Genomic DNA, 20,159 nt, shown 5'->3' with positions numbered 1-20,159 from the left:
CTTCGTCGTCCCTCCTCGCAAAGACGTGACGGGGTAATGGGTTAGTTGGGTTAAAAGATTGACTACGGGAGGGGAATTATAGTTAGCAGAAAACCAATATTTAACCGTCATTGCGAGGCACGAGGTAGTGGTTGTTAAAGTTCTTGGTTTTAAACTTTAAGGCTTAAGTTTCTTATGAAACAAAGCCGCGGCAATCTGGTTGGGGTAAGCGGTGTAGGTTGCTTTTTAGAGGTTATGACAAATCAATAATTATTTTTTAATTCACCTATTGAGCTAGTGTGGCCTATGGCTCTTTCTCTACTTTTATACCTTAGCCATGCCGATAAAAAATCGGCACTACAATCATAATGTATTAATACCAGACCTGACGATAAGATTGCTTCGTCGTTCCTCCTCGCAATGACGTGGTTGGGTAATGGATAGCTGTGTCCCCGCACCTGTTGCGGGGTCTGTTTGGGGTAAGCGGTATAGGTTGATTCACGGGGACGAAATCTACCGCATAATTCAGGTTAAAAACAAAGAAATAAAAATATAACTTGAGCGTTTTTAAATTCTCTAACTAATGGGGATGTATATTTGCGCTCGTTTTATATAATGTTATGATTGTTTATAATGTAGGTTTGGTAGGATTTGGTAAAGGCGGAGAAATATACCATGCTCCTTTTATTTCATCGGTACCCAGGTTTAATTTGTACAAGATCTTGGAAAGGACTAAAAACCGCTCTAAAGAACTTTACCCTTGTGCGGAAATCGTTAGGGCTTATGATGACTTGATCAATGATGAAAAGGTTGATGTAATCGTGATTACCGTTCCTAATGAACACCACTTTGAAATGGCGGAAAAAGCGTTGCGGGCTGGTAAGCATGTAGTGGTGGACAAGCCTTTTACTTTGACTTCTCAGGAGGCTGATACTTTAATTAAGCTTTCCGAACAAACCGGAAAGGTTCTTACTGTTTATCATAACCGCCGTTTGGATAGTGGTATAAGGACCATTAAGAAAATGGTCTTGCAAAATATGCTTGGGACCCCAGAAAGGTTTATCTGTAGGTTTGACCGCTACAGGCCTGAGCCCGGAAATACTTGGCGGGATTCTGGAAACCCAGGGTCTGGGTTGTTATATGATCTAGGTTCGCATTTGGTAGACCATGTTCTTTATATTTTTGGTGAGCCGGAAAGTATCGCTTCTGATATACAAGTGCAACGAGACGGTGGACTTGCTGATGATTACTTCAATATTAAATTTACCTATAGCAGTGGCTTGGTGGCAGAGGTAAGCGCAGGTATGTTGGTAGGCAACAAGACCAGTCACTTGTATTACGAAGGTTCTAAAGGTAGTTTTTTAGTGAAAGATCTCGACAACCAAGAGGCTGCCCTGAAGAAAGGCTTAAGGCCTACTGATAATGAATGGGAAGAGGAAACGCCTTACCAAAACGGTATTTTTGAGAATAGGGTAACGGGGCAAATTTCTCACATTGAACTTGATAAAGGCGATTATCGTCTGTTTTGGGAAAATTTGGCCAGTGCCATAGCTACAAAGTCTGAACTGCTGGTCAAGCCTCAAGAAGCTGCATTGGTAATAAAATACCTAGAGAAGGCAAGGCAAAATTAATTCCAGCCTTCTCTGTCTATGTCTAATATGGAAGGGTCGTTTGAGCGTCTGTCTTTGGTCTCCCTTCCAAATTCAACATGGTTGCCTTCTCTTGTGTCATATACAGTAGTATGTCGCCTCAGCCCCTTTACATTTGAACGGTCAATGATGGTGTCTTCTCCTTTACCTCCATAGATATTGACGAAAGGGCTTCTTGAAGCTTCGCCTGTAACCAAAAAGTAATCATCGCCCTCTAAACCATGAAGACAAATAGTTTTGGTTATTTTGTTGTCAAAGGTGCGGTGAAAGAAAACTTCTGATGAATCCGCATTGGTAATAATTACCTCGGTATGTTTGTGGTCGATTCTATTTACATAGAACCTTTCTTCTTTGTCCGTGCCTATAAGCGTTACCTCTTTGTTTAGCTGTATATAAAATTCTTCAGCAGCCTCTACCAAAAACTCCCTTCTATTTTTTAGTTTCTCAATAGTCGCTTCCCCTTCATGTTTAAATACCTCCGGTGGCCACTGTTTAATGGCATGTTCAATTGCTTCATCTGTAAGGTTTTCCTGTAAATCTTTCGCTATTTCTATCCAATCCTCCTTTACCAGGGAAGACAGTAAAAGATTGTCCGTGTACTTTGAGTTGATCATCATGTTCTTGATACTGCCATAGTGGTGTTCGAAAGAATGCAGTTTAGGCATGATGAACCACCTGCTAGCTATATAAGTAAGCAATCCGTCATTAAACCTGTAAAAGACAATGTCCCGGTCACGCGGAATAGGTTTGTAAATTCTTTTGTCGTCCTGACGGTATTCAGCCCACCGCCATTGGTTTCTGTGCCTGTCCCAATCACCGATCCACACATCAAAAAGCCGGGCCCGGGCAAAGGCTTTTTCATCTACTACGACATCTTGCTTTTTGTATCTTCTTTTTAAGAATTTGGTAGTTTTGACCAACTTGTCTGCATTCCCAAAAAATGAGGTGCCTGCCCAATGTTTGTTGGGAAATTCTTCAAACATCATTACCCGGTTGGCTACCAAATCCGCAAACTCGCCAAATCTTTCATCGTAGGGTACATAAAAAAGTTTTGGATTGGCATGAAGGATACCTGCTGCATCCGCTAAGGGAGGTACTACCAAAGCAGCGTATGGATTCATAGCAGAAGCTTGGTCTCTTAAGAAAAACTTTACCAGACCCAACCTATAGTTCTCAGGAACTACATATACTTGGTCTTTGTCCACACTTCTCAATACATATTGCCGTTTATTTTTGTCCTTCAGCCGGATATTCATAGTCTGTTGCCCGCCACCTCTTTTGACAGCATATAAGGAATCGCCCATTTCTCCTATATCAAAAACAGGCATTTTTACAGGTTCTGCCCAAAGAGGCCTATAGTGTTTTCCGAAGAAAAGGTTATGTAAGCCTCCTCTTTTGTAATGAGGGCCTGCGGCTACAGTAATGCTGTCTGGGGTATATACATCTGAGGTGTCTGATATTGCTAGTTGCTTGGGCAAGCTTTCATAATGCTCACATCCCTTTAGTGAAGTATAAAAAGGGAGTAGGAGCAAAATAAGTATTAAAGTGCGTTTTTGGGATAACTTCATTCCTCTTTCCATCCGGTACTATAAAATAACTGTGTGAAAAAGATGATTGTTCCGAAAAGGTTGACAGCTGAGGGGGGGCAAAAAATTATAAAAGAGTCAATAACATACTATAAACCATTTAGGTTAATTGTGAAAGATCAATGTAGTGGAAGGATGAAAACGAGGAGCTTTATTTTATTCAGGTTCGCCATTTTATCAGCATTTGCTTTTATAATGGCAGGTTGGCAGGTACTACATCCGGAAGATGATTCCGGTTTTGAGAAAGACAGAATGCCCTCCTTTACATACACAACTTTAGAAGGAGAAGAGTTTTCGAAAAGAGACCTTAAAGAAGGGAAGCGTTACATGATTGTTTATTTTAACCCGTTTTGCGATATATGCCTTGATGAAACTCAGGAAATTATAGAGAACCGCCATTTACTGGACAATGTACAGGTTATAATGGTAAGTCCTAATGAAAAAAAAGATGTTAATGCTTTTGTAAACAGTTTTAAGCTAGATAAATATGAAGAAATAACGGTACTTCATGATTCTAAAGATGTTTTTTACAAAGACTTTGGGGCAACGGGTTATCCTAATGTCTTTCTTTTTAATGAAAAGAAGGAAATGTTAATGTTTTTTGATTCAGGAGTCCATGTAAATGAGGTAATGGAAATTTATGACCAACAGATATTTTCCAGCAAGCAAGGTTCAAAAGAGAAAAGCTAAATTTAAAAAAAGCAAAAGGCGTGGTTAGTCTGCGCCTTTTTTATTCATGATGGTATTTTTCTCCTCTTAATATGGTAAAACCTCTATAAAGCTGCTCTGTCAGGAAAAGGCGGACCATCTGATGTGAAAAAGTCATTCTTGATAAGCAGATTTTTTCCTGTGCCCGCTGATATATTTCCTCTGAAAACCCAAAAGGCCCTCCAATGATCAATACCAGGTTGGCTGTACTCATATTCATCTTCTTTTGTAAATACTTTGAAAAACCTACAGAGGTAAACTCCTTGCCCTTTTCATCTAGCAGTACAACTTGGTCGTTATGCTCAATCTTTTGGAGAAGCATTTTCCCTTCCGCCTCCTTTAGTTGCTCAGGTGTCGTTTTTTTACCTTGTTTGACATCTGGCAGTTCTATAAGCTCTACCTGAATGTAGTGTTTAAGCCTGTTTAGGTATTTTTTAACTCCTTCTTTTAAATACGCTTCATCCGTTTTGCCTATGGTAAGGATTTTAATCTTCATATACGGTTTGTTCGGGTTTGGGCAAAAATAAGAAAAAATTGCCGTTGGGGGAGAAGGGGGGCTTGTGTGTGACCCCTTCAAGGGATTTTAACCACTTGGAGGGGGATTTTGACGGTATTTTTTTAACACAATATTTCACTCATAACTTAGCCATGCCGATAAAAAATCGGCACTACATTTATACCAGACCTGACGATTAGATTGCTTCGTCGTTCCTCCTATTATAATACCTCTCTGCAAAACTTCAAACAGATGCCGGAACGGGTCCGGCAACGTAATATTTATTCTTTTACAGTAAAAGGCAGATAAAATATTGGTTCATTATCAATGAAATAAACTGAATTGGTTGGTTATGCTACTGCTTTTTGCTCTATAAATGCAGGTGTTTTTACATGCACTGGAGAGCGTAGTTCAGCTTCTGCTACATCTACTACTTTTGCCAGTTGCTTTTCTATTTGCTCTAGTTTGGCTTCTTCGCCGTAAGCTTTAATGACCATTTCGTGCAAGCCTTGCTCTAACGCATCTTCGGCCAGTTCCATAAAGGTGATAGTAAAGCCACGACGTTCCAGTACCAATGCTACACGGATCATGATGCCTGGTCTTGGGTCTACAAGTAGTCTGAAAGTATGTCTGTTATCCATGTTTTATAAATATATTCTTTTAACTCGTTTATCTCTTTTAGATACTAGGTACTGCCTTCCGGCATTTCCATTTGACAGTCCGGCGGGGTAATGATCATATGTTTGGCCGATTTGCCTGCTGGGACAAATGGGTATACATTATCTTCTTTTACTACTTCCGCATGAATGAGGCAAGGGCCTTCATTGTAGTTAAATGCTTCTGTAAGTACTTTGCTTACATTGGATGGCGTGTCGATGTGGAATGCTTTTATCCCATACGATTCTGCTAGTTTTATAAAATCGGGATTGCCTACCAGGTCTATTCCTGAATACCGTTTGTCGAGAAATAGCTCTTGCCATTGCCTTACCATGCCTAGGTTCTTGTTGTCAATAACCAATATTTTTACCGGTAATTGATGGATGGCTGCGGTAGAAAGTTCGCAAAGGGTCATTTGGAAGCCACCATCACCAACCACGGCAATGACCATGTCGTCAGGTTTGCCTAGTTGCGCCCCTATAGCTGATGGGAAACCAAAACCCATCGTGCCTGCCCCTCCTGAAGATACCCATTTTTCAGGGGTATCTGTTTTGTAGAACTGCGCTGCCCACATTTGGTGCTGGCCAACGTCGGTGGTGACAATGGCTTTCCCTTGGGTTAATTTATAAGCTTCGTCTAGCACATGTTGCGCTCTCAGTTCCTTGTCTTTAGGGTAGCACAGTGGATATTCTTCCTTCAATGAGTCCAGTCTAGATATCCAAGAGCTGGTATTCAATGGTTGGATGTGCTTTAATAGTTCCTGAAGCACTACTTTGGCATCTCCAATGACATAGGCGTCAGGTTTGACAATTTTTCCGATCTCAGCCGGGTCAATATCTATATGGAGTTTTTTTGCGTCCGGGCAAAATTCCTTGTTGTTGCCATTGATCCTGTCGTCCCACCGGCTGCCGATGGACATGATCAGGTCACATTCTTGAATGGCAAAGTTTGCATAAGCGGTTCCGTACATACCGGCCATTCCCAAGGATAGCGGGTGAGTTTCCGGAAAAGCTCCTTTGCCAAGCAATGTATTGGTAACGGGTGCTTGGAGTGTTTCAGCCAAAGCTTTTACTTCTTCAGAAGCTTCTGCTATCAATGCGCCATGGCCAACCAGTAACAAGGGTCTTTTGGCTTCATTGAGCAGTTTTGCCATTTGTTGTATATGGTCAGGATTAGGCGTTCCTGGTACTTTATAAGCGTTGCTTTTATAGGACTCTTCTGTGTTGCCGGTAAAGTTGGCAGAAGTTATATCTTTAGGCAAGTCTATCAGGACTGGGCCAGGTCTTCCCGAGTTGGTTAAGTAGAATGCTTCTTTTACTACAGCGGGAATGTCGTTCGTTTTTTTCACTAGGTAATTATATTTTACCAGTGGCATGGTAGAACCAAAAATATCTGCCTCTTGAAAGGCGTCCATACCCAAAAGAGGGGAGATGGTTTGGCCGGTCAGCACGATCATAGGCACAGAGTCCATTTGTGCAGTCATGATTCCTGTAATGGTATTTGTTGCACCAGGGCCGCTGGTAACCAATACGACGCCAGGTTTTCCTGTTACCCGGGCATAGCCGTCTGCCATATGTGAGGCGCCTTGCTCATGCCTGGTGAGAATCAGCTTGATCTTGGAATCATATAAGGCATCGAAAATAGGTAATGCAGCTCCGCCTGAGTAACCAAAGATGTATTCAACACCCATGTCTTCAAGGCAACTGATTAAAATTTGTGCTCCGTTTTGCTTGCCGTTCATGCTTTATTTTCCTGAATTAATGACCTAAAGGTACTTTTTATTATGGATTAGGATTGTTTTAATTGTTTCGTTATTACGCATTCTGTGTTTATTGTGATGGTTTTAACGTGTTGTAATACAGTTTATTGTGAATTTTTTATTTACGATTTTAAAGGTATTTTTAAATATTTTTATAATTACGGTTTCTAAAGAGATTTTATGGTTTAAAATTCGTTTATTTGTGTGTCCGATTAAAGCTAGGAATAAATTTTTGTTACGATGTCAAGGCAAAATTCTCATAATCTATATGATTTGATTCAATCTATGTCAAGGAGCGAAAAACGCTACTTTAGGCTGCATAACTCTGTGTCTGGGGGTAATGACAATAAGATTATGATGCGCCTTTTTGATGAAATAAATGCCTGTCGTGGTAAGTATGATGAGAAAGCGGTAGTCGAAAAAGTTAAAGGTCTTAAGCCAGAGCAGGTTTCTAACATGAAGGCTTATTTGTACAACCGTATATTACAGGCCATGCGCCAGTTTAACGCATGCCGCATTTTAGATATTCAAATCAGAGAACAAATAGATTATGCTCAGTTGCTTTTTGAGCGGAGGTTGTATGCGCAAGGGCTTAACTGTTTGAGAAAAGCCCGAAAATTGGCCGCTACACACGATAATCCTGAGCAGCAACTGGAAATTATCAAACTGGAGAAAAGTGTTTTGATGAATACCATTGACCATGACACAGAAGCCAAGGTGGATGGGCTTATAAGTGAGGTGCGGGAGCTGATGAAAAAAATCAACAATATCTCCATGTTCTCCAACCTTTCTATAAAGTTAAACTCGCTATATACCCGAACGGGTTATATCAAAGACGAGGAAGACTATTTGAAGGTAAAGGCTTTTTTTGAGAACAGTTTGGCGCAAGCTAACCAGGTGTCGATGGGGGTGACAGAATATCTTCACCTTTACCGCTTATATGCAGGATATTACTTTTTTGTCCAAGATTTTGAAAATGGGTATCAATATGCCTGCAAACTTGCTTCTCTTTATCAAAAACAACAGTCATTGCGTGTGTCAGATACAGAGGGATACATTAAAGCTATCAATAATTTGCTTATTGCTCAGTTTAAGCTAAATAAATATGATGAATTTGTAGAGACTAATAAAATTTTGCAGTCGGTGGCGGATGATAAAAGCTTGAACATCAACGAAAGTACGAGAATTCGCTTGCTGAAGTATTATTACATGCATGAGATCAATAGGTTTTTTATGGATGGTAACTTTTCTATAGGCATCGAGGCGATTTTAGAAGATAACAATGAATTGCTTCAGCTTTTAGATTCCTTGGACCACCATTCTGGACTGATTTTAAGCTATAAGATCGCTTGCTTGTATTTTGGTGCTGGTGATTTCCATAAATCTCTTAAGTGGATTAACCGGCTTATCAATACACCTCACGACGAGGTTAGAGAAGACTTGCATTCTTTTTCCAGAATTATTCACCTTGTTTGTCATTATGAATTGGGTAACCGGGATCTAATTAGGTATTATGTTATTTCGACTTACCGCTACCTACTTAAGAAAAAGAACTTGCAGCAGTTTCAGCGTTACATTCTTTCTTTCTTAAAAGAGTTGACTCATGAAATTGAAGATAATCAACTTATTGAGAAGTTTCGTTTATTGAAAAGCAGATTATTGCCATTGGCGGATAATCCCTATGAAAAGCGGGCTTTTATTTATTTCGATATTATATCATGGCTGGAAAGTAAAATAGAAAAGAAAACGGTGGAAGAAATAATTGCCCAAAAAGCCAAGCTTCGCATGCGCAAGTGTTAGTTATTTAATAGTATAGCTTATTGCGAATGATACGATCAAAAACTGGTCACTTCTGTTGTTGCCTCTGAAATTTCCTTCGTCTGTGAGGCCAGGGATGTATGGGTAGCCATTTTCATCTACAGAAATGCCTCCGTAATTTTCTTCTATATATTGCATAAGCGCTTGGTCTTTTAACGCCGCTTCTTGCGAACGGTCGGTCAAAAAAGCTGCCAGTGGTTCATTGTGTTCATGAAGGTCTCCTCTATTGGGATAGACTCCCCCAACATCATCCAAATAATTGGTAGAGGTGAAGCGGTAGGCTATCTCAAACGCAAGGTTTATTTTCGGTGAAATATTATAACTGACTCCTGCGCCTATAATGCCTGCAATTGCCGTTCTCGAATATCTGGATGGATAGCCTTCTATCCCTTGTCCTTCTGTTCCTAAAGGCTGTAGCTGGACATTTGCTCCTTTGTACTTGGTGGTTGGATTGAAGTAGAAAACACCTATGCCGGCTTGGAGGTAGGGCGACAGCTTACGGTTGTACCGGTCTGTTAAATATACTTCTCCTGTCAGTGACAGTTCAGGTAAAACTGTTGTGAAGCTCAAGTTTCTGATTCTGTCTTCGATGTTTCTGCTGTGGGCATCATTTCCTTGAAGGCGGGTATAGAGCAAAGAAGTCCTGAGTGCAAGGTGCTTGTTGGCATTGTAGCGCAAAAAGATACCCCAGGCGGAATGTATGCCTGGTGAAAACAGACGTTGGTTCAAGTCTCCAAAATATTTTGATAGCCCAACAGTGCCTCCAATTTCTAAAATGGCCTTTTGCGCGTTTTGTGTGTAGGCGTTTTTAGGCAAAACTATTGAGCAGGCGATAACACCGATAAACAGCCAAATCTTTAGTCCATTCATATTTTTTTCCTACCGGTTGATGTTGAACAGGTTCGGTAGGGTATAGGTAAACTTGAAATGCCCCCATTCTGTTTAAAGGTTCAATAAAAATTATTTGTTGATTTGCCAGCCTGATCTGCTTTTATAAAGGTGTTATGGTTGATAGGCACTTTGGGGAATTGAGGGAGAAACTGTTGGGTGGTGCTGTCAAAAGGTGGAAGTTGAAAGTTGAAGCCCCCTGGAAAGTTTTGGGCGGAAACGGTTAGATGTATAAAAAAGAGAATTGGAAAGATTAAGTGTTTCATCATGGATTAAAACGGTTTGATGGTTGTGTAGGGGATTGGCCTTGATATAAACTAGGTCTTTGTTTTTACGGTTTATGTTTTTTTAAGGTTTAGTTTCTGTTATTCAATGATCTCTAATTCGACCCTCCTGTTTAAAGCTTGATTTTCCGGCGTATTGTTTTCAGCCAAAGGTTCAGAAGACCCTTTTCCTTCTATGAGAATTCTTTTGTTTGATACTCCTTGATTGCTTAGGTATTTTTGAACTTCTTGGGCGCGCTTTTCCGAGAGCTTGAGGTTGGCATCACGGCTGCCTGTGTTCTCTGTATGCCCGGTAAGTTTTATTTTTATGTCAGGATGCTCCAAGAGGAAACTGGCTAAACTGTCCAGTGTGTAATAGGAACTCTGCTTAAGGTTTGCTGAAGATTGATCAAAAAGGACATTTTTCAGAACTGTTTTTTCCACTGGCCTTAGCCTTATTTCCAGTACTTGGTCTTTCATTTCGTGATAAGTATACTGGTTGGTGTATGGCTGGTAGCCTCGCAAATATATAGACAAAGATATTTGGAACGGGTTTAAGGTGGCAAGTTGAAAATTTCCGTTCAAAGGGTCAGACCATGTATAGCCTTTGGTGCTTGTGTTTAATGTATAGTTTACCAAAGCTTTTAGAGGTTGCTCGGTAGCATGGTCAATAATTTTGCCAGTAATTAGGTGGATTTGTTTTTCGTCAAACTTATATTTTAGATTATGGGTAAAGGATATATCGTCTAAAAGCACCCCGTGTGTTGGATTTCCTGTCTTTCCGTAAACATAGAAACTGATGGTGGTTTCTTCGAGCTGTGCTGTATAGGTTAGTTCTTCGTAAGCAAACCCATGTTCAATTGTTTCTTTATTTACCAGTTTTTCAAAGACTTCCCTTCCATTTATAAGTACCCGAAACCAGCGGTCGTGGTTCAAGTTTCCTCTACGCCCAATGGCAAATCTTAATTTGTAGCTTTCTCCAGGATGAGTACTTACGGTTTGGCTGAAGTTGCTTTCGTGGTCTACCTCAGCAAAAAAAGAGCCTTCTGGAGCTTGCTCAATACCATATTTGTCATAATCTGCAGAAATATCAAAAACATAGCCCGTGGGTAGGCCAGGTGGCCTCCAGTTGCTCCAATGCTGAGCGCCGTTCTCAAAACTGCCGTTTTGGATAAGGCTTTCTGCATAGGCTGGCGTCAATGCAAGGATCAGTATGGCTAATATTTTCAGCATACTTGTAAAGATAAAGAAATTGGCCTGAATTTTGATAAGTGCATTGCTGGTTTATCCATGTGCGGAAACTTTGGAAGTTATAAAAATGTATGCTTTTTTAAAAAAAAATAGCTGTTGTTTTTCTTTTCATATGTTTAGATGCGTTTAAGACTTTTGAAAGATTTTGCTATTTTATTTAATAATACATATGGTAAGGTTGAATTGTACTTTATTTATTTATTAAGGTAATTTATTAGGTTGTTTTACTTTATTAATTGTATTATTTGTGATATTAAAGGTTAAAGGCTTATGTTTGTAAAAAATTAGATTATATATGGAACTGTTTGAGAGTAAAAAGACAAAAGGCATAAAAAGCCACATTGCCAATTTGGTAGCTATTGCTAAATCTGATGGAAAGTTTTCGGTAGGGGAAAAGAAGTTGGTTTTTCAGATAGGAGAGCGCAATGGTATTACTAAAGAGAAGGTGAAAAAAATTATTAAAAGTGATAAGCCTATAAAATTTAAAGTTCCAGACAATGACTCTGCCAGATTTGACAGAGTGTATGATCTTGTAGAAATGCTTTTGGCTGACGGGATCAATGAAGATGATGAGGTTCAGGCAGTAATCGATATTACCGAAAAACTTGGGTTTAGAAAAGCAATTTCCGGTGTGTTAGTAAATAAAATAATCAGGGGAGTAGACGATCCTGAAAAAACTAAAGCAGACGTAAAGGAAGAATGTGCTAATTTCTTAACTTATTGATCATGTGATCTGTATATAATTTTTTGAAAGGGCGGAAGCCCTTTTTTTATTGACCAGTAGGTGTTTTCAAATGTTTTTGTAAATTTATTTAATTTGAACCATTACATATTAAACACTAATGAGCCTTGAGTTAGATAATAATAAGCTTGTCAAGAAAATCAGGAAAGCTGTTTGGAGTGCGGCTAAGGATTTTTCAATGTTCGAGCCGGGAGATAAAGTAATGGTTTGTCTGTCTGGTGGCAAAGATAGTTACACTATGTTGGATATGCTGTTGCATATTCAGCAGGGGTATGACTTTGGAATTGTGGCTGTAAATTTAGATCAAAAGCAACCTGGGTTTCCGGAACATGTGCTTCCCAATTACCTAGAGTCTTTGGGAGTGGACTTTAAAATCGTAGAAAAAGATACTTATAGTATAGTCAAAGAAAAGGTGCCAGAGGGAAAGACCATGTGCAGTTTATGCAGTAGGTTGAGAAGGGGTAACCTGTATGCGGCTGCAAAAGAATTGGGGGCAACAAAAATAGCGCTCGGTCATCATCAGGAGGATATCATAGAGACGTTTTTTTTAAACCTGTTTTTCAGTGGAAAGCTTGAGGCCATGCCTCCCAAGTATGAGACCGATAACGGTGAGCATGTCGTTATAAGACCTTTGGCTTATTGTAAAGAAAAAGATATCCAAGCCTATGCGGATATCAGGCAATTCCCTATTATCCCATGTACGCTGTGCGGTTCTCAGCAAAATATGCAGCGCAAGATCATTAAACAGATGCTTGAAAACTGGGAGCAACAGTATCCTGACAGGAAAAAAATAATTATGAATGCACTGTCTAATATTTCACCTTCTCACCTGCTTGATCAAGAGCTATATGATTTTAAAAATCTTAGCCCTTTAGTCAGGAAAGATGATGCTAAATTAAGCTTGGACGATATGATATAAGCCAGGAGGTATCCCTCGTGCTGCTTAAAACCTGTATTTGTTTTTTGACGACTTTTTCTCAATAAAATAGTCGATGGATAGCTTGCCACTGCCAGTAATGAGCAGTGTGGCGTAAATCAATACATAGAGTAGCGGCAGCTCTTGTTTGGCAAATGGATCTGCTGCGTGAACTACAAAAGCGGCAACCAGCATGGTAATGATCAGGGGTATAACGGCCAGTCGTGTGCCTAGACCTAGAAGGATAAATATAGAGCAAAAGAATTCTGCAAATACTGTCAGGATTAATGAAACAGCAGGGCCAACGCCCAATGGATCCGCAAAAGTAAAATCACCCTCCAAAACCTTTATAAATTTTGGTGCGCCATGGGTAAGCATGAAAGCAGAAGCGGTAACCCTGAAAAACAATAGCCACAGGTGAAAAACTGTTTGATTATATGCAGTGCTAAAAATACTTCTCATCTATCCGTATGTTAATTGTTTTAAGTGGTTATTTGATAATGTGTCCGGTGAATTGGGCTGTGTTGCCTAATATCCTTCCACCACGACGGTAGCCTAAGCTACAGGCTTCATAAGTAAAGAACAAACCTGCCTGATAATAGTTTCCATGACTATCTTTAGGAAATTCGGTATATTCTTGATAGATTTTGTCATAAAAATCATATTCGCCAGCAAGTTCTTCTGTTACAAGCCCTCTTTCATTTAAAATTTTTACATTGGCACCTTCGCGGCCAAACATTACCTTTTCTACCTGTTGCTTAAAGTTTAGTTTGCGATCTCTAGTTTCCAATAATAAAGGATGATGCGGGAAGAGATCCCAAAGGACTTTCAGTATACCTTTTGACTGAAATAGAATGGTGTATGCCGGATTTACTATTACTGCCAGATCGTTTTCAGTAATGCTTGTGAGTATTTTTGCCAAGTCCGGTTCTTCTAAACCTATATATTCCCAAGGAACAAGTTTAAAACAGAAGTCGTATCGGTAGTATTCACCAGCGTTATTTTCAATGAAAATACCTTCTTCGGGTGAAAATTCCACTTGGTGGATATAATGGAAGTCGGCGTCAAAACCTGCTTCACGTGCAGCTTCCAATAAGACAGAGACATTGGTGTCGTCTTCAGGGCTGCCTTCTATAGTTGTAAATAGGATGGAAGGGTCTCTTTGTGGATGTCTGCCCAAGAGTCTTCTGAAGTGGTTGGTAAGGGACTCATAAAGGTTATTGAACTGCTTTGTGTCGTCCATGCCATTGGCTTTTAAATGTGCCCATTGCACAATGCCTGTTTCTGGAATTGCAGTAGGAGTGTCGGCATTAAATTCGATAAGCTTTATAGGTTGCCCATCTATGCCTCCTGCCAAATCAAAGCGTCCATACAGGTGCAGGTGGTCTTCCTCCCAACTGTGGTAAATCATCTTTTCCAGGTTGGAAGGTATTCCTAGCTGTGCATAAAGCTTTTTGTCAATGACGTACTGTGCGGCTTGCACAAACATATCATATAGTTCCTCCCCAGCTTTGTAATATGCTTCAGCTTCTTTTTCGGAAACAGTGACCATGTCATCGGTAATATAGGGCATGGTGTCTTCGCCCAGCATCCAGTTCCACTGCAAGTTTTTAAGTTGCTGGTCGGGGGCGGTAGGTAGTTTTTGAAGGTTTACCATGTTTTTAACCTCCAAACGACCTTCCAGTACTACTGTTGCCGCTTTTTCCAAAGAAACCTTTGCTTGAAGAAACAGGTCTTCTTACAGCAGAGTTTTTAAATGAGGTGTTGTTTGATTGGGCTTTTTGAAAAGTTTCCTTATTGGCATATACTCCAGGGTTAGGAGCTACAGCACCTGAACGCCCCATCATGGACCCCATGTTGCTTAGCAAAAGTAAGGTTCCAAGACCTCCAAAGCCAAATCCGCTTCTTTGTTGCCTTTGCGAGCTAGTATCAGGTTCTTGACCAGCGTTTGAAAGCTCTTGGCTCAAAGAGTCGATATTGGAGTTTGCATTTTCTTCCGCAGCCAGCTTTTTCATTTCTTCTAACGTTAGCGTTTCTGTGCGCCCGTCCAGATATGTTACATGGGCCATAGATTTGCCATCTGCGGATACCTCCTCGTCCATGATCTTGAACTCGCCCGGCTCTATTTCTTGTATGTAGGAGCGAATTCCTTTGGTATAAACTGTTTCGTACTCTTGTGAAGAACTGCCGCAAGACTGCATGAAGCCTCCACTGGCGATCACGCTAAGGGATATACTGCCGGCAATGGAAATGTCTCTTACTTTTTTTATAAATGTGTTTTTTCTCTTTATTGGCATGTCTGTAGGGGCAAAAGTTTAATTAGTAACAAATATATAAAAATATTTGACTTCTATAAATTCATTTTTTTGCATTAAATATTATAAAAAACACCATCTTTATTTTGCTAATGTTTAATAGCTAGTAGTTTAAGTATTAATAAAGTTGATATCTAAACTTGCCTTTAGAAGCGATCGTTAGTATACTACCTGGTTAATGTTAATATGATGTTTCAAGCTTTGATACATTGTTTATATTTTTACACGAAAGTTTTCAGGTTTATTGTGGGTGGAGTGCTTTTGTTTGACAATCGGTGCTTGTTAATTGTAATGTTGTGAGAAGATATAGTCGGAAAAGGGTTACTGTTATTCTTTTATATGCTATTATATGTGTGCTAGGTGTTGCTTGTGGCCCTGGTAGGCAAGAGTCAGAGGTTTTTCTTGAAAGTTCCTTGGTGACAGACACCATACCTTCAGCCTCTGGAATGGCTTATGTAAACGATACTGTTTATGTGGTAGGAGACGACTCTCCATTCTTATTTTTGCTTTCTCCCGATTTTACACCTATCGGAAAGCACCTGCTTCTGCAAGGCTATCCTGACAAGTTGCGGATACCTAAAAAAATTAAGCCCGACTTTGAATGTATTGCTGAATGGAGTCGAGATGGTCAGACTTCGTTATTGGTATTTGGATCCGGCTCTAAAGCAGAAACAAGGGATTCTTTGGCAGTTGTGCATTTGTCCCACCTTGACAATCCTGAGACATATTCGTTAACCAAGTTTTATGAATATCTTTTAGATGATATTGGTGAGGGACGGGACATGCTCAATATTGAAGGGGCAGTTGTGCATAATGATAGTTTGCATTTATTTAACCGTGCCAATAACCAAATTTATATTTTCGAGATGGAAAGTTTTTATGCTTTTCTTCAAGGAACTGATACTGTTGTTGACATTCATACCGTTCAGGTGACATTGCCAGAGGTCAGGGGCGTACAGGCTGGATTTTCGGGCGCGGCAGTTATTCCAGAAATCGATTATATTTTATTTTCAGCCTCTTTGGAAGCTGCTGATGACTGGATTGCCGATGGAGCTGTTTTAGGCAGTTATGTAGGCATGTTGAATGCCCAAAAACCTGAGGAGGTTATAAGTTTATCGCCTGTAACAGATAAAGATGGCCGGATATACTATGATAAAGTCGAGTCATTGGCTTTTCATGACTACCTAGATACAGGCGATGGGAAAGTGCTTGCCGTCGTTGACAATGACGATGGTACCTCGAAATTTTTGGAGTTATTGATCAAAGAAGGCTTTTTAAATAAGTAATTTGTTAATGGTTACCTGACTTGGATAGTCTGTCCATCAAACTCTACTGTATCGCCACTTCTTAACTTCTTTCTTTTTTGGGTTTCTACCTGCCCATTGACTAAAACTTCGCCGTCTGTGATTAGGACATTGGCTTCACCGCCTGTCCCTACTAAATTTGTAATTTTTAGGAGTTTGTTAAGTTCTATATACTCGTGGGTATTCAGTTCAAATTGCATCTGTTTTTTGGTGTTTTTAATTACCCTAAGCTTGAGCGATTGCAGCAAACTTTTCTTATTTTAAACCTGAAATATGCATTAGAACTTTCTATTGCGTGGCAAAATAACTTCAAATCAGACGCTTCACTCGCATTTGGTTTTTTCATAGAGCCACTATGCTTTGCAAACCAAATACGTTGATTTTTTGTTCTTTTGCCCCTCATAACGAAATCTAATGCATAATCCAGGTTAAAGCAAAATTAATCAATAAATTTAGCATTATAAGTTTAAAGTAGTGTTAATTTTTCAAACACAGGCTGGGGATTTTACTTAATGGGTTAAGGGGCTTTCTCTCAGACGAAATCTATTGTATAACTTAGGTTAAAGTATCTTTTAATTTGCTGAGTGCCTGCTTTACTTTATTGCTAAGGGAATATGGGTTGAAAAGTCTGTGGGTTTGTATTTTGTCGTTTTCGACCACATATATAGTTCGCTCATCCTTGCTTAGTGCGTCTTTGGGAGCATTGGTGAAATACTGCCCACTCCAATGAGAAATTTTGTTATTACCCATTTTTTTTGAATAATCTTGTTGGTCTTTGGTCATGCTCTTAGGGGTAATGTACCAGTCTAAGTGCAGAGCTTCGTAGGGAGCATAAAGTCTTACTCCTGTTAATAAACGGGTATATGTCTTTTCCGCTCTTAACATTCCAAAGGTTGTGTCTATTTTAGCAGGTTGGAAATAAACTGTTTTCCCGAAAATTATTTCTTGGGAAGGTTCTTTGTGCCAAAACTGGTCTACATGCCTTTTCCAGACGAATTCTCTTGCAGGATACTCTTCAGGAATATCAATAATCTTTAACATAGGCCCTACAATGTTGACTTCCGGGTAATTGTCTAAGAAATAACGGCAAATTTTGAAGAAGTCTTTATTTACCCCTTTCAAGCTTATGTCAGGGTCTGTTACGACATAATATTTACACTGTCTTCTTTTGTTTTCTGGATCTATAAACTTGCTTACCGAGTTTAAGTCATTGGCATGTTCAAGTTTTTGGTTGTAAAAAATTTTTGTGCCTCGGTCTTTAAGTGTTTGGTAATAGTCCAGCAGTGGCTGGTAGTCAGAGGTATTGTCTATGATAATTAAATCGGAATAGTCAACAAAAGGTAAAAAAGACTGTATGGTTTCTTTTAATACATTTAGTCGGTTATATGAAATAATATAAATTGGGATGTTTTGCATTGGTAGATAGAATAGCCATTAAGAATGCAAATATAGAAAGATAAGCCCTATAAAAGTGCTATCCTCATAAGTCATTCTAGTTTACGAAGGCTGTTAAGTTTTTCTGAATAATAAGGAGCCGTCTCCATAGCTCAGGAAGCGGTAGTTTTCCTTCAGGGCATGGTCATATATTTTTTCCCATTGTTGTCCAACAAAAGCAGCAATTAATAAAATAAGCGTGCTTTCAGGTTGGTGGAAATTAGTGGCCAGTCCGGTAATAAACTTCCAGCGATATCCTGGGGCAATCATTATTTCTGTGCGTGCAATGAGCGTGTCAGCACCTTTGTTGTCCAAAAAGCTAATAAGTATCTCCAAAGCTTCTGCTGGCGTTATGAGGTCTATCAGGTCATAAGGATCAAACTGCCCCACTACCAAGGGGCTGTCTTCTTTATACAGTCCGAGTTTGATTTTTAGCCCAAACCAGTACAAGCTTTCAATCGTTCTTACTGAGGTGGTGCCTACTGCAATTACATCCTTGTCGAGAGATGCTTTGAGCTTTTTAAGGAAAGACTTTTCTACAACTATTTGCTCACTGTGCATTTCATGTTGGGCCAGAATTTCTGCTTTAACAGGCTTAAAAGTTCCGGCACCTACATGTAGGGTAATATAATCAATATCGATATGTTGTTTTTGTAGCTGCTCAAATATACGAGGGGTAAAGTGAAGCCCAGCCGTCGGAGCTGCTACAGAGCCATTGTGCATAGCATATACCGTCTGGTAACGTTCTTTGTCACTACTGTTGGTGTCTCTTTTGATGTATGGAGGCAAGGGGACTAGGCCCGCCAAGTGAAGCACTTCTGCAAATGTTTTGTCTGAGGGTGTCCAGCTAAATTGTACCTGATATATTCCATTTGCTTCACCAACTATTTTAGCAGTTAGTTGAATTGGATCTTGTCCGTTGGGGAGGAGCGTGGTAAATTCTGTTTCTTTACTTTTTTTGAGACGCTTGGTCATGCAGTTCCATATAACTTTATTGGTTTGCTGTAGCGCCTGATTGATTTCAGTGTTTTGATTGGCAGGTTCAAGGCAGAAGAACTCTACAGGTTTACTGCCGCTGCCTGGGAATAGTAACCTGGCTTGCACCACCTTGGTGTTATTGAAAGCTAAAAGTGCTCTTTTGGGAATATAGTTGCCAAAGTTCTGGTATATATCATCTTTTATTTCTCCTTCTTCGTAAACGAGCAGTTTTGCACAGTCCCTTTCAGGTAAAGGGAAGTATGCTATTTTCTCATCAGGAAGCTTATAAGTGTAGTCCTGAATTTGAATGTCTGAAGGATGTTTTGTTTTCGGTAAAGCCATTTGTACAAAAATATGGTAGCTGTATTCAAACTGCAAAGAAAATTATGAATCAGTCACAAATCTTTTTAGTAAGTTTATTACTTGCCTAGTAAGTTTTGTGAAGATACGCTTAAGAGTATATTGGTCGAAACATAAAAAAGACCGTATAATACACCTAGAGTTTACAGACTTTAATAATACTAATATAATATTGCATAATATTGTTATAAGGGTATGGAGTTTTTTGTAAAAGAACAATCTATAGTAAGGAAAATCTGGGGCAAATCAGATACTGTGCTTTTTATATTTGCAGGCGCAGCGGCTGAGTTTGCGCTCAATAAGGCTGTGGACTGGCTATATTTTACAGGGCGGTTGCCTAAGGATCCATTGGGGCGTCTTTTTTCTACTGTTGAATATGCTCGTAAAATAGTATTTTCAGAAAGAGAGGAGGCGCTAAAGACTATAGATATGATAGCTTCTATTCATAAAAACGTGGAGGAGAAAAGGGGAAAGGAAGTCCCCGATTGGGCTTATCGCGATGTACTATTTATGTTGATTGATTATTCGATCCGCTCATGGGAATTATTGAAGAGAAGGCTGTCTAAACAAGAAAAGGAGGAGGTTTATGCAGTGTTTTATGCTTTAGGCGATAGAATGGGAGTTCCTGGACTGCCTTCTTCTTATAATGAATGGTTGAAGGCGAGAGCAGAACACTTGGATCATGACTTGGAAAGAAGTGCCTACACAAAAGATCTTTTTAAACAATATAGAAAACACTTGGGAGGGTTTAGGTTTTGGCTGGTTTTGCATGCACAGCGGATGCTGTGTCCTGCGAAAGTGCTAGAATTGCTGAATATGGGAAGGTTCTCTGTATTAAAACCTATAGTTTTTTTATATAGACCTATTTCAGAATTTAAAATAGCCTGGTATATGAAAGTGTTACTACTGCCTGTAAAGTACAGAAAAAGGATAAAAAGGTTGGACATTGAGTAGCATGTCTTTTTAAAAACAGGCAAATAAAGTTGGCTGTGATTCTAATAATTTGAAAATATTGGGTGGCAGGAGAAAAAGACAAACAGTTGCCGTTGTACTAGC

General features: G+C 39.5%; 19 protein-coding genes. 7 read left to right on the top strand and 12 right to left on the bottom strand.

All coding sequences use genetic code 11. From position 1 onward, the window contains the following. Positions 1–599: 599 nt before the first annotated feature. Positions 600–1,610: a Gfo/Idh/MocA family oxidoreductase gene (locus RCC89_16375; protein WMJ74731.1), complete on the top strand. Its 1,011-nt coding sequence runs from the start codon at positions 600–602 to the stop codon at positions 1,608–1,610. Here the strand turns inward: RCC89_16375 and RCC89_16370 are convergent. Next, positions 1,607–3,196 carry a hypothetical protein gene (locus RCC89_16370; protein ID WMJ74730.1) on the bottom strand — a complete coding sequence of 530 codons (1,590 nt, stop codon included), beginning with the start codon at positions 3,194–3,196 and terminating at the stop codon, positions 1,607–1,609. The genes RCC89_16375 and RCC89_16370 overlap by 4 nt on opposite strands. Before the next feature lie 42 nt (positions 3,197–3,238). Here RCC89_16370 and RCC89_16365 point away from each other — a divergent pair, with 42 nt between their 5' ends. Next, on the top strand, positions 3,239–3,904 hold the full coding sequence (locus tag RCC89_16365) for a TlpA disulfide reductase family protein (GenBank protein WMJ74729.1): 666 nt from the start codon (positions 3,239–3,241) through the stop codon (positions 3,902–3,904). 40 nt (positions 3,905–3,944) lie between these two features. On the opposite strand, the gene rlmH is transcribed toward RCC89_16365, so the two are convergent. From rlmH to ilvB, 3 genes are all read right to left on the bottom strand, one after another. Beyond that, a complete protein-coding gene (gene rlmH / locus RCC89_16360) occupies positions 3,945–4,418 on the bottom strand; it encodes a 23S rRNA (pseudouridine(1915)-N(3))-methyltransferase RlmH (protein WMJ74728.1) in 474 nt (157 codons plus the stop codon). A 350-nt stretch (positions 4,419–4,768) separates the two neighbouring features. Continuing rightward, positions 4,769–5,059, bottom strand: a complete 291-nt coding sequence (locus RCC89_16355; protein WMJ74727.1) for an ACT domain-containing protein — start codon at positions 5,057–5,059, stop codon at positions 4,769–4,771. Positions 5,060–5,103: 44 nt separating this feature from the next. Continuing rightward, on the bottom strand, positions 5,104–6,816 hold the full coding sequence (gene ilvB, locus RCC89_16350; protein WMJ74726.1) for a biosynthetic-type acetolactate synthase large subunit: 1,713 nt from the start codon (positions 6,814–6,816) through the stop codon (positions 5,104–5,106). A gap of 303 nt (positions 6,817–7,119) precedes the next feature. Between ilvB and RCC89_16345 the strand changes: the two genes are divergently transcribed. Continuing rightward, positions 7,120–8,634 (top strand): hypothetical protein, encoded by a 1,515-nt coding sequence (locus tag RCC89_16345; protein WMJ74725.1) that lies wholly within the window; start codon positions 7,120–7,122, stop codon positions 8,632–8,634. Here RCC89_16345 and RCC89_16340 read toward each other — a convergent pair whose 3' ends face one another. Both RCC89_16340 and RCC89_16335 read right to left on the bottom strand, forming a co-directional pair. Further along, positions 8,635–9,522 carry a DUF6089 family protein gene (locus RCC89_16340; protein ID WMJ74724.1) on the bottom strand — a complete coding sequence of 296 codons (888 nt, stop codon included), beginning with the start codon at positions 9,520–9,522 and terminating at the stop codon, positions 8,635–8,637. Positions 9,523–9,905: 383 nt separating this feature from the next. Then, positions 9,906–11,036, bottom strand: coding sequence for an OmpA family protein (locus RCC89_16335; protein WMJ74723.1), 1,131 nt, complete (start codon positions 11,034–11,036; stop codon positions 9,906–9,908). A 313-nt stretch (positions 11,037–11,349) separates the two neighbouring features. Here RCC89_16335 and RCC89_16330 point away from each other — a divergent pair, with 313 nt between their 5' ends. Further along, positions 11,350–11,778: a hypothetical protein gene (locus tag RCC89_16330; GenBank protein WMJ74722.1), complete on the top strand. Its 429-nt coding sequence runs from the start codon at positions 11,350–11,352 to the stop codon at positions 11,776–11,778. Between the two features lie 118 nt (positions 11,779–11,896). Then, a complete protein-coding gene (ttcA, locus tag RCC89_16325; protein ID WMJ74721.1) occupies positions 11,897–12,715 on the top strand; it encodes a tRNA 2-thiocytidine(32) synthetase TtcA in 819 nt (272 codons plus the stop codon). 24 nt (positions 12,716–12,739) lie between these two features. Here ttcA and RCC89_16320 read toward each other — a convergent pair whose 3' ends face one another. The 3 genes from RCC89_16320 to RCC89_16310 are packed head-to-tail and all read right to left on the bottom strand — an operon-like array spanning position 12,740 to position 15,009. Further along, the gene (locus RCC89_16320) at positions 12,740–13,174 is read right to left on the bottom strand and encodes a DoxX family protein (GenBank protein ID WMJ74720.1); all 435 of its coding nucleotides are present in this window, start codon (positions 13,172–13,174) and stop codon (positions 12,740–12,742) included. A gap of 28 nt (positions 13,175–13,202) precedes the next feature. After that, positions 13,203–14,420, bottom strand: a complete 1,218-nt coding sequence (locus RCC89_16315) for a glutathionylspermidine synthase family protein (GenBank protein WMJ74719.1) — start codon at positions 14,418–14,420, stop codon at positions 13,203–13,205. Then, positions 14,374–15,009 (bottom strand): hypothetical protein, encoded by a 636-nt coding sequence (locus RCC89_16310; GenBank protein ID WMJ74718.1) that lies wholly within the window; start codon positions 15,007–15,009, stop codon positions 14,374–14,376. Before RCC89_16310 ends, RCC89_16315 begins: the two co-directional genes overlap by 47 nt. 314 nt (positions 15,010–15,323) lie before the next feature. Here RCC89_16310 and RCC89_16305 point away from each other — a divergent pair, with 314 nt between their 5' ends. Further along, positions 15,324–16,313: a hypothetical protein gene (locus tag RCC89_16305; GenBank protein WMJ74717.1), complete on the top strand. Its 990-nt coding sequence runs from the start codon at positions 15,324–15,326 to the stop codon at positions 16,311–16,313. 11 nt (positions 16,314–16,324) lie between these two features. Here the strand turns inward: RCC89_16305 and RCC89_16300 are convergent, their stop codons facing one another. From RCC89_16300 to RCC89_16290, 3 genes are all read right to left on the bottom strand, one after another. Then, positions 16,325–16,531: an RNA-binding S4 domain-containing protein gene (locus RCC89_16300; protein ID WMJ74716.1), complete on the bottom strand. Its 207-nt coding sequence runs from the start codon at positions 16,529–16,531 to the stop codon at positions 16,325–16,327. 355 nt (positions 16,532–16,886) lie between these two features. Beyond that, positions 16,887–17,747 (bottom strand): hypothetical protein, encoded by an 861-nt coding sequence (locus RCC89_16295; GenBank protein ID WMJ74715.1) that lies wholly within the window; start codon positions 17,745–17,747, stop codon positions 16,887–16,889. Between the two features lie 93 nt (positions 17,748–17,840). After that, on the bottom strand, positions 17,841–19,085 hold the full coding sequence (locus tag RCC89_16290) for an S-adenosylmethionine:tRNA ribosyltransferase-isomerase (GenBank protein WMJ74714.1): 1,245 nt from the start codon (positions 19,083–19,085) through the stop codon (positions 17,841–17,843). Positions 19,086–19,298: 213 nt separating this feature from the next. On the opposite strand from RCC89_16290, the gene RCC89_16285 reads away from it, so the two are divergent. After that, positions 19,299–20,057: an oxygenase MpaB family protein gene (locus RCC89_16285; protein WMJ74713.1), complete on the top strand. Its 759-nt coding sequence runs from the start codon at positions 19,299–19,301 to the stop codon at positions 20,055–20,057. The last annotated feature ends 102 nt before the right edge of the window (positions 20,058–20,159 follow it).

Source organism: Cytophagaceae bacterium ABcell3 (genome assembly GCA_030913385.1).
Classification (GTDB): Bacteria; Bacteroidota; Bacteroidia; order Cytophagales; family Cytophagaceae; genus ABcell3.
Note: the sequence above shows the minus strand (reverse complement) of the source record. Positions and strands in the feature narration are given on the sequence as shown.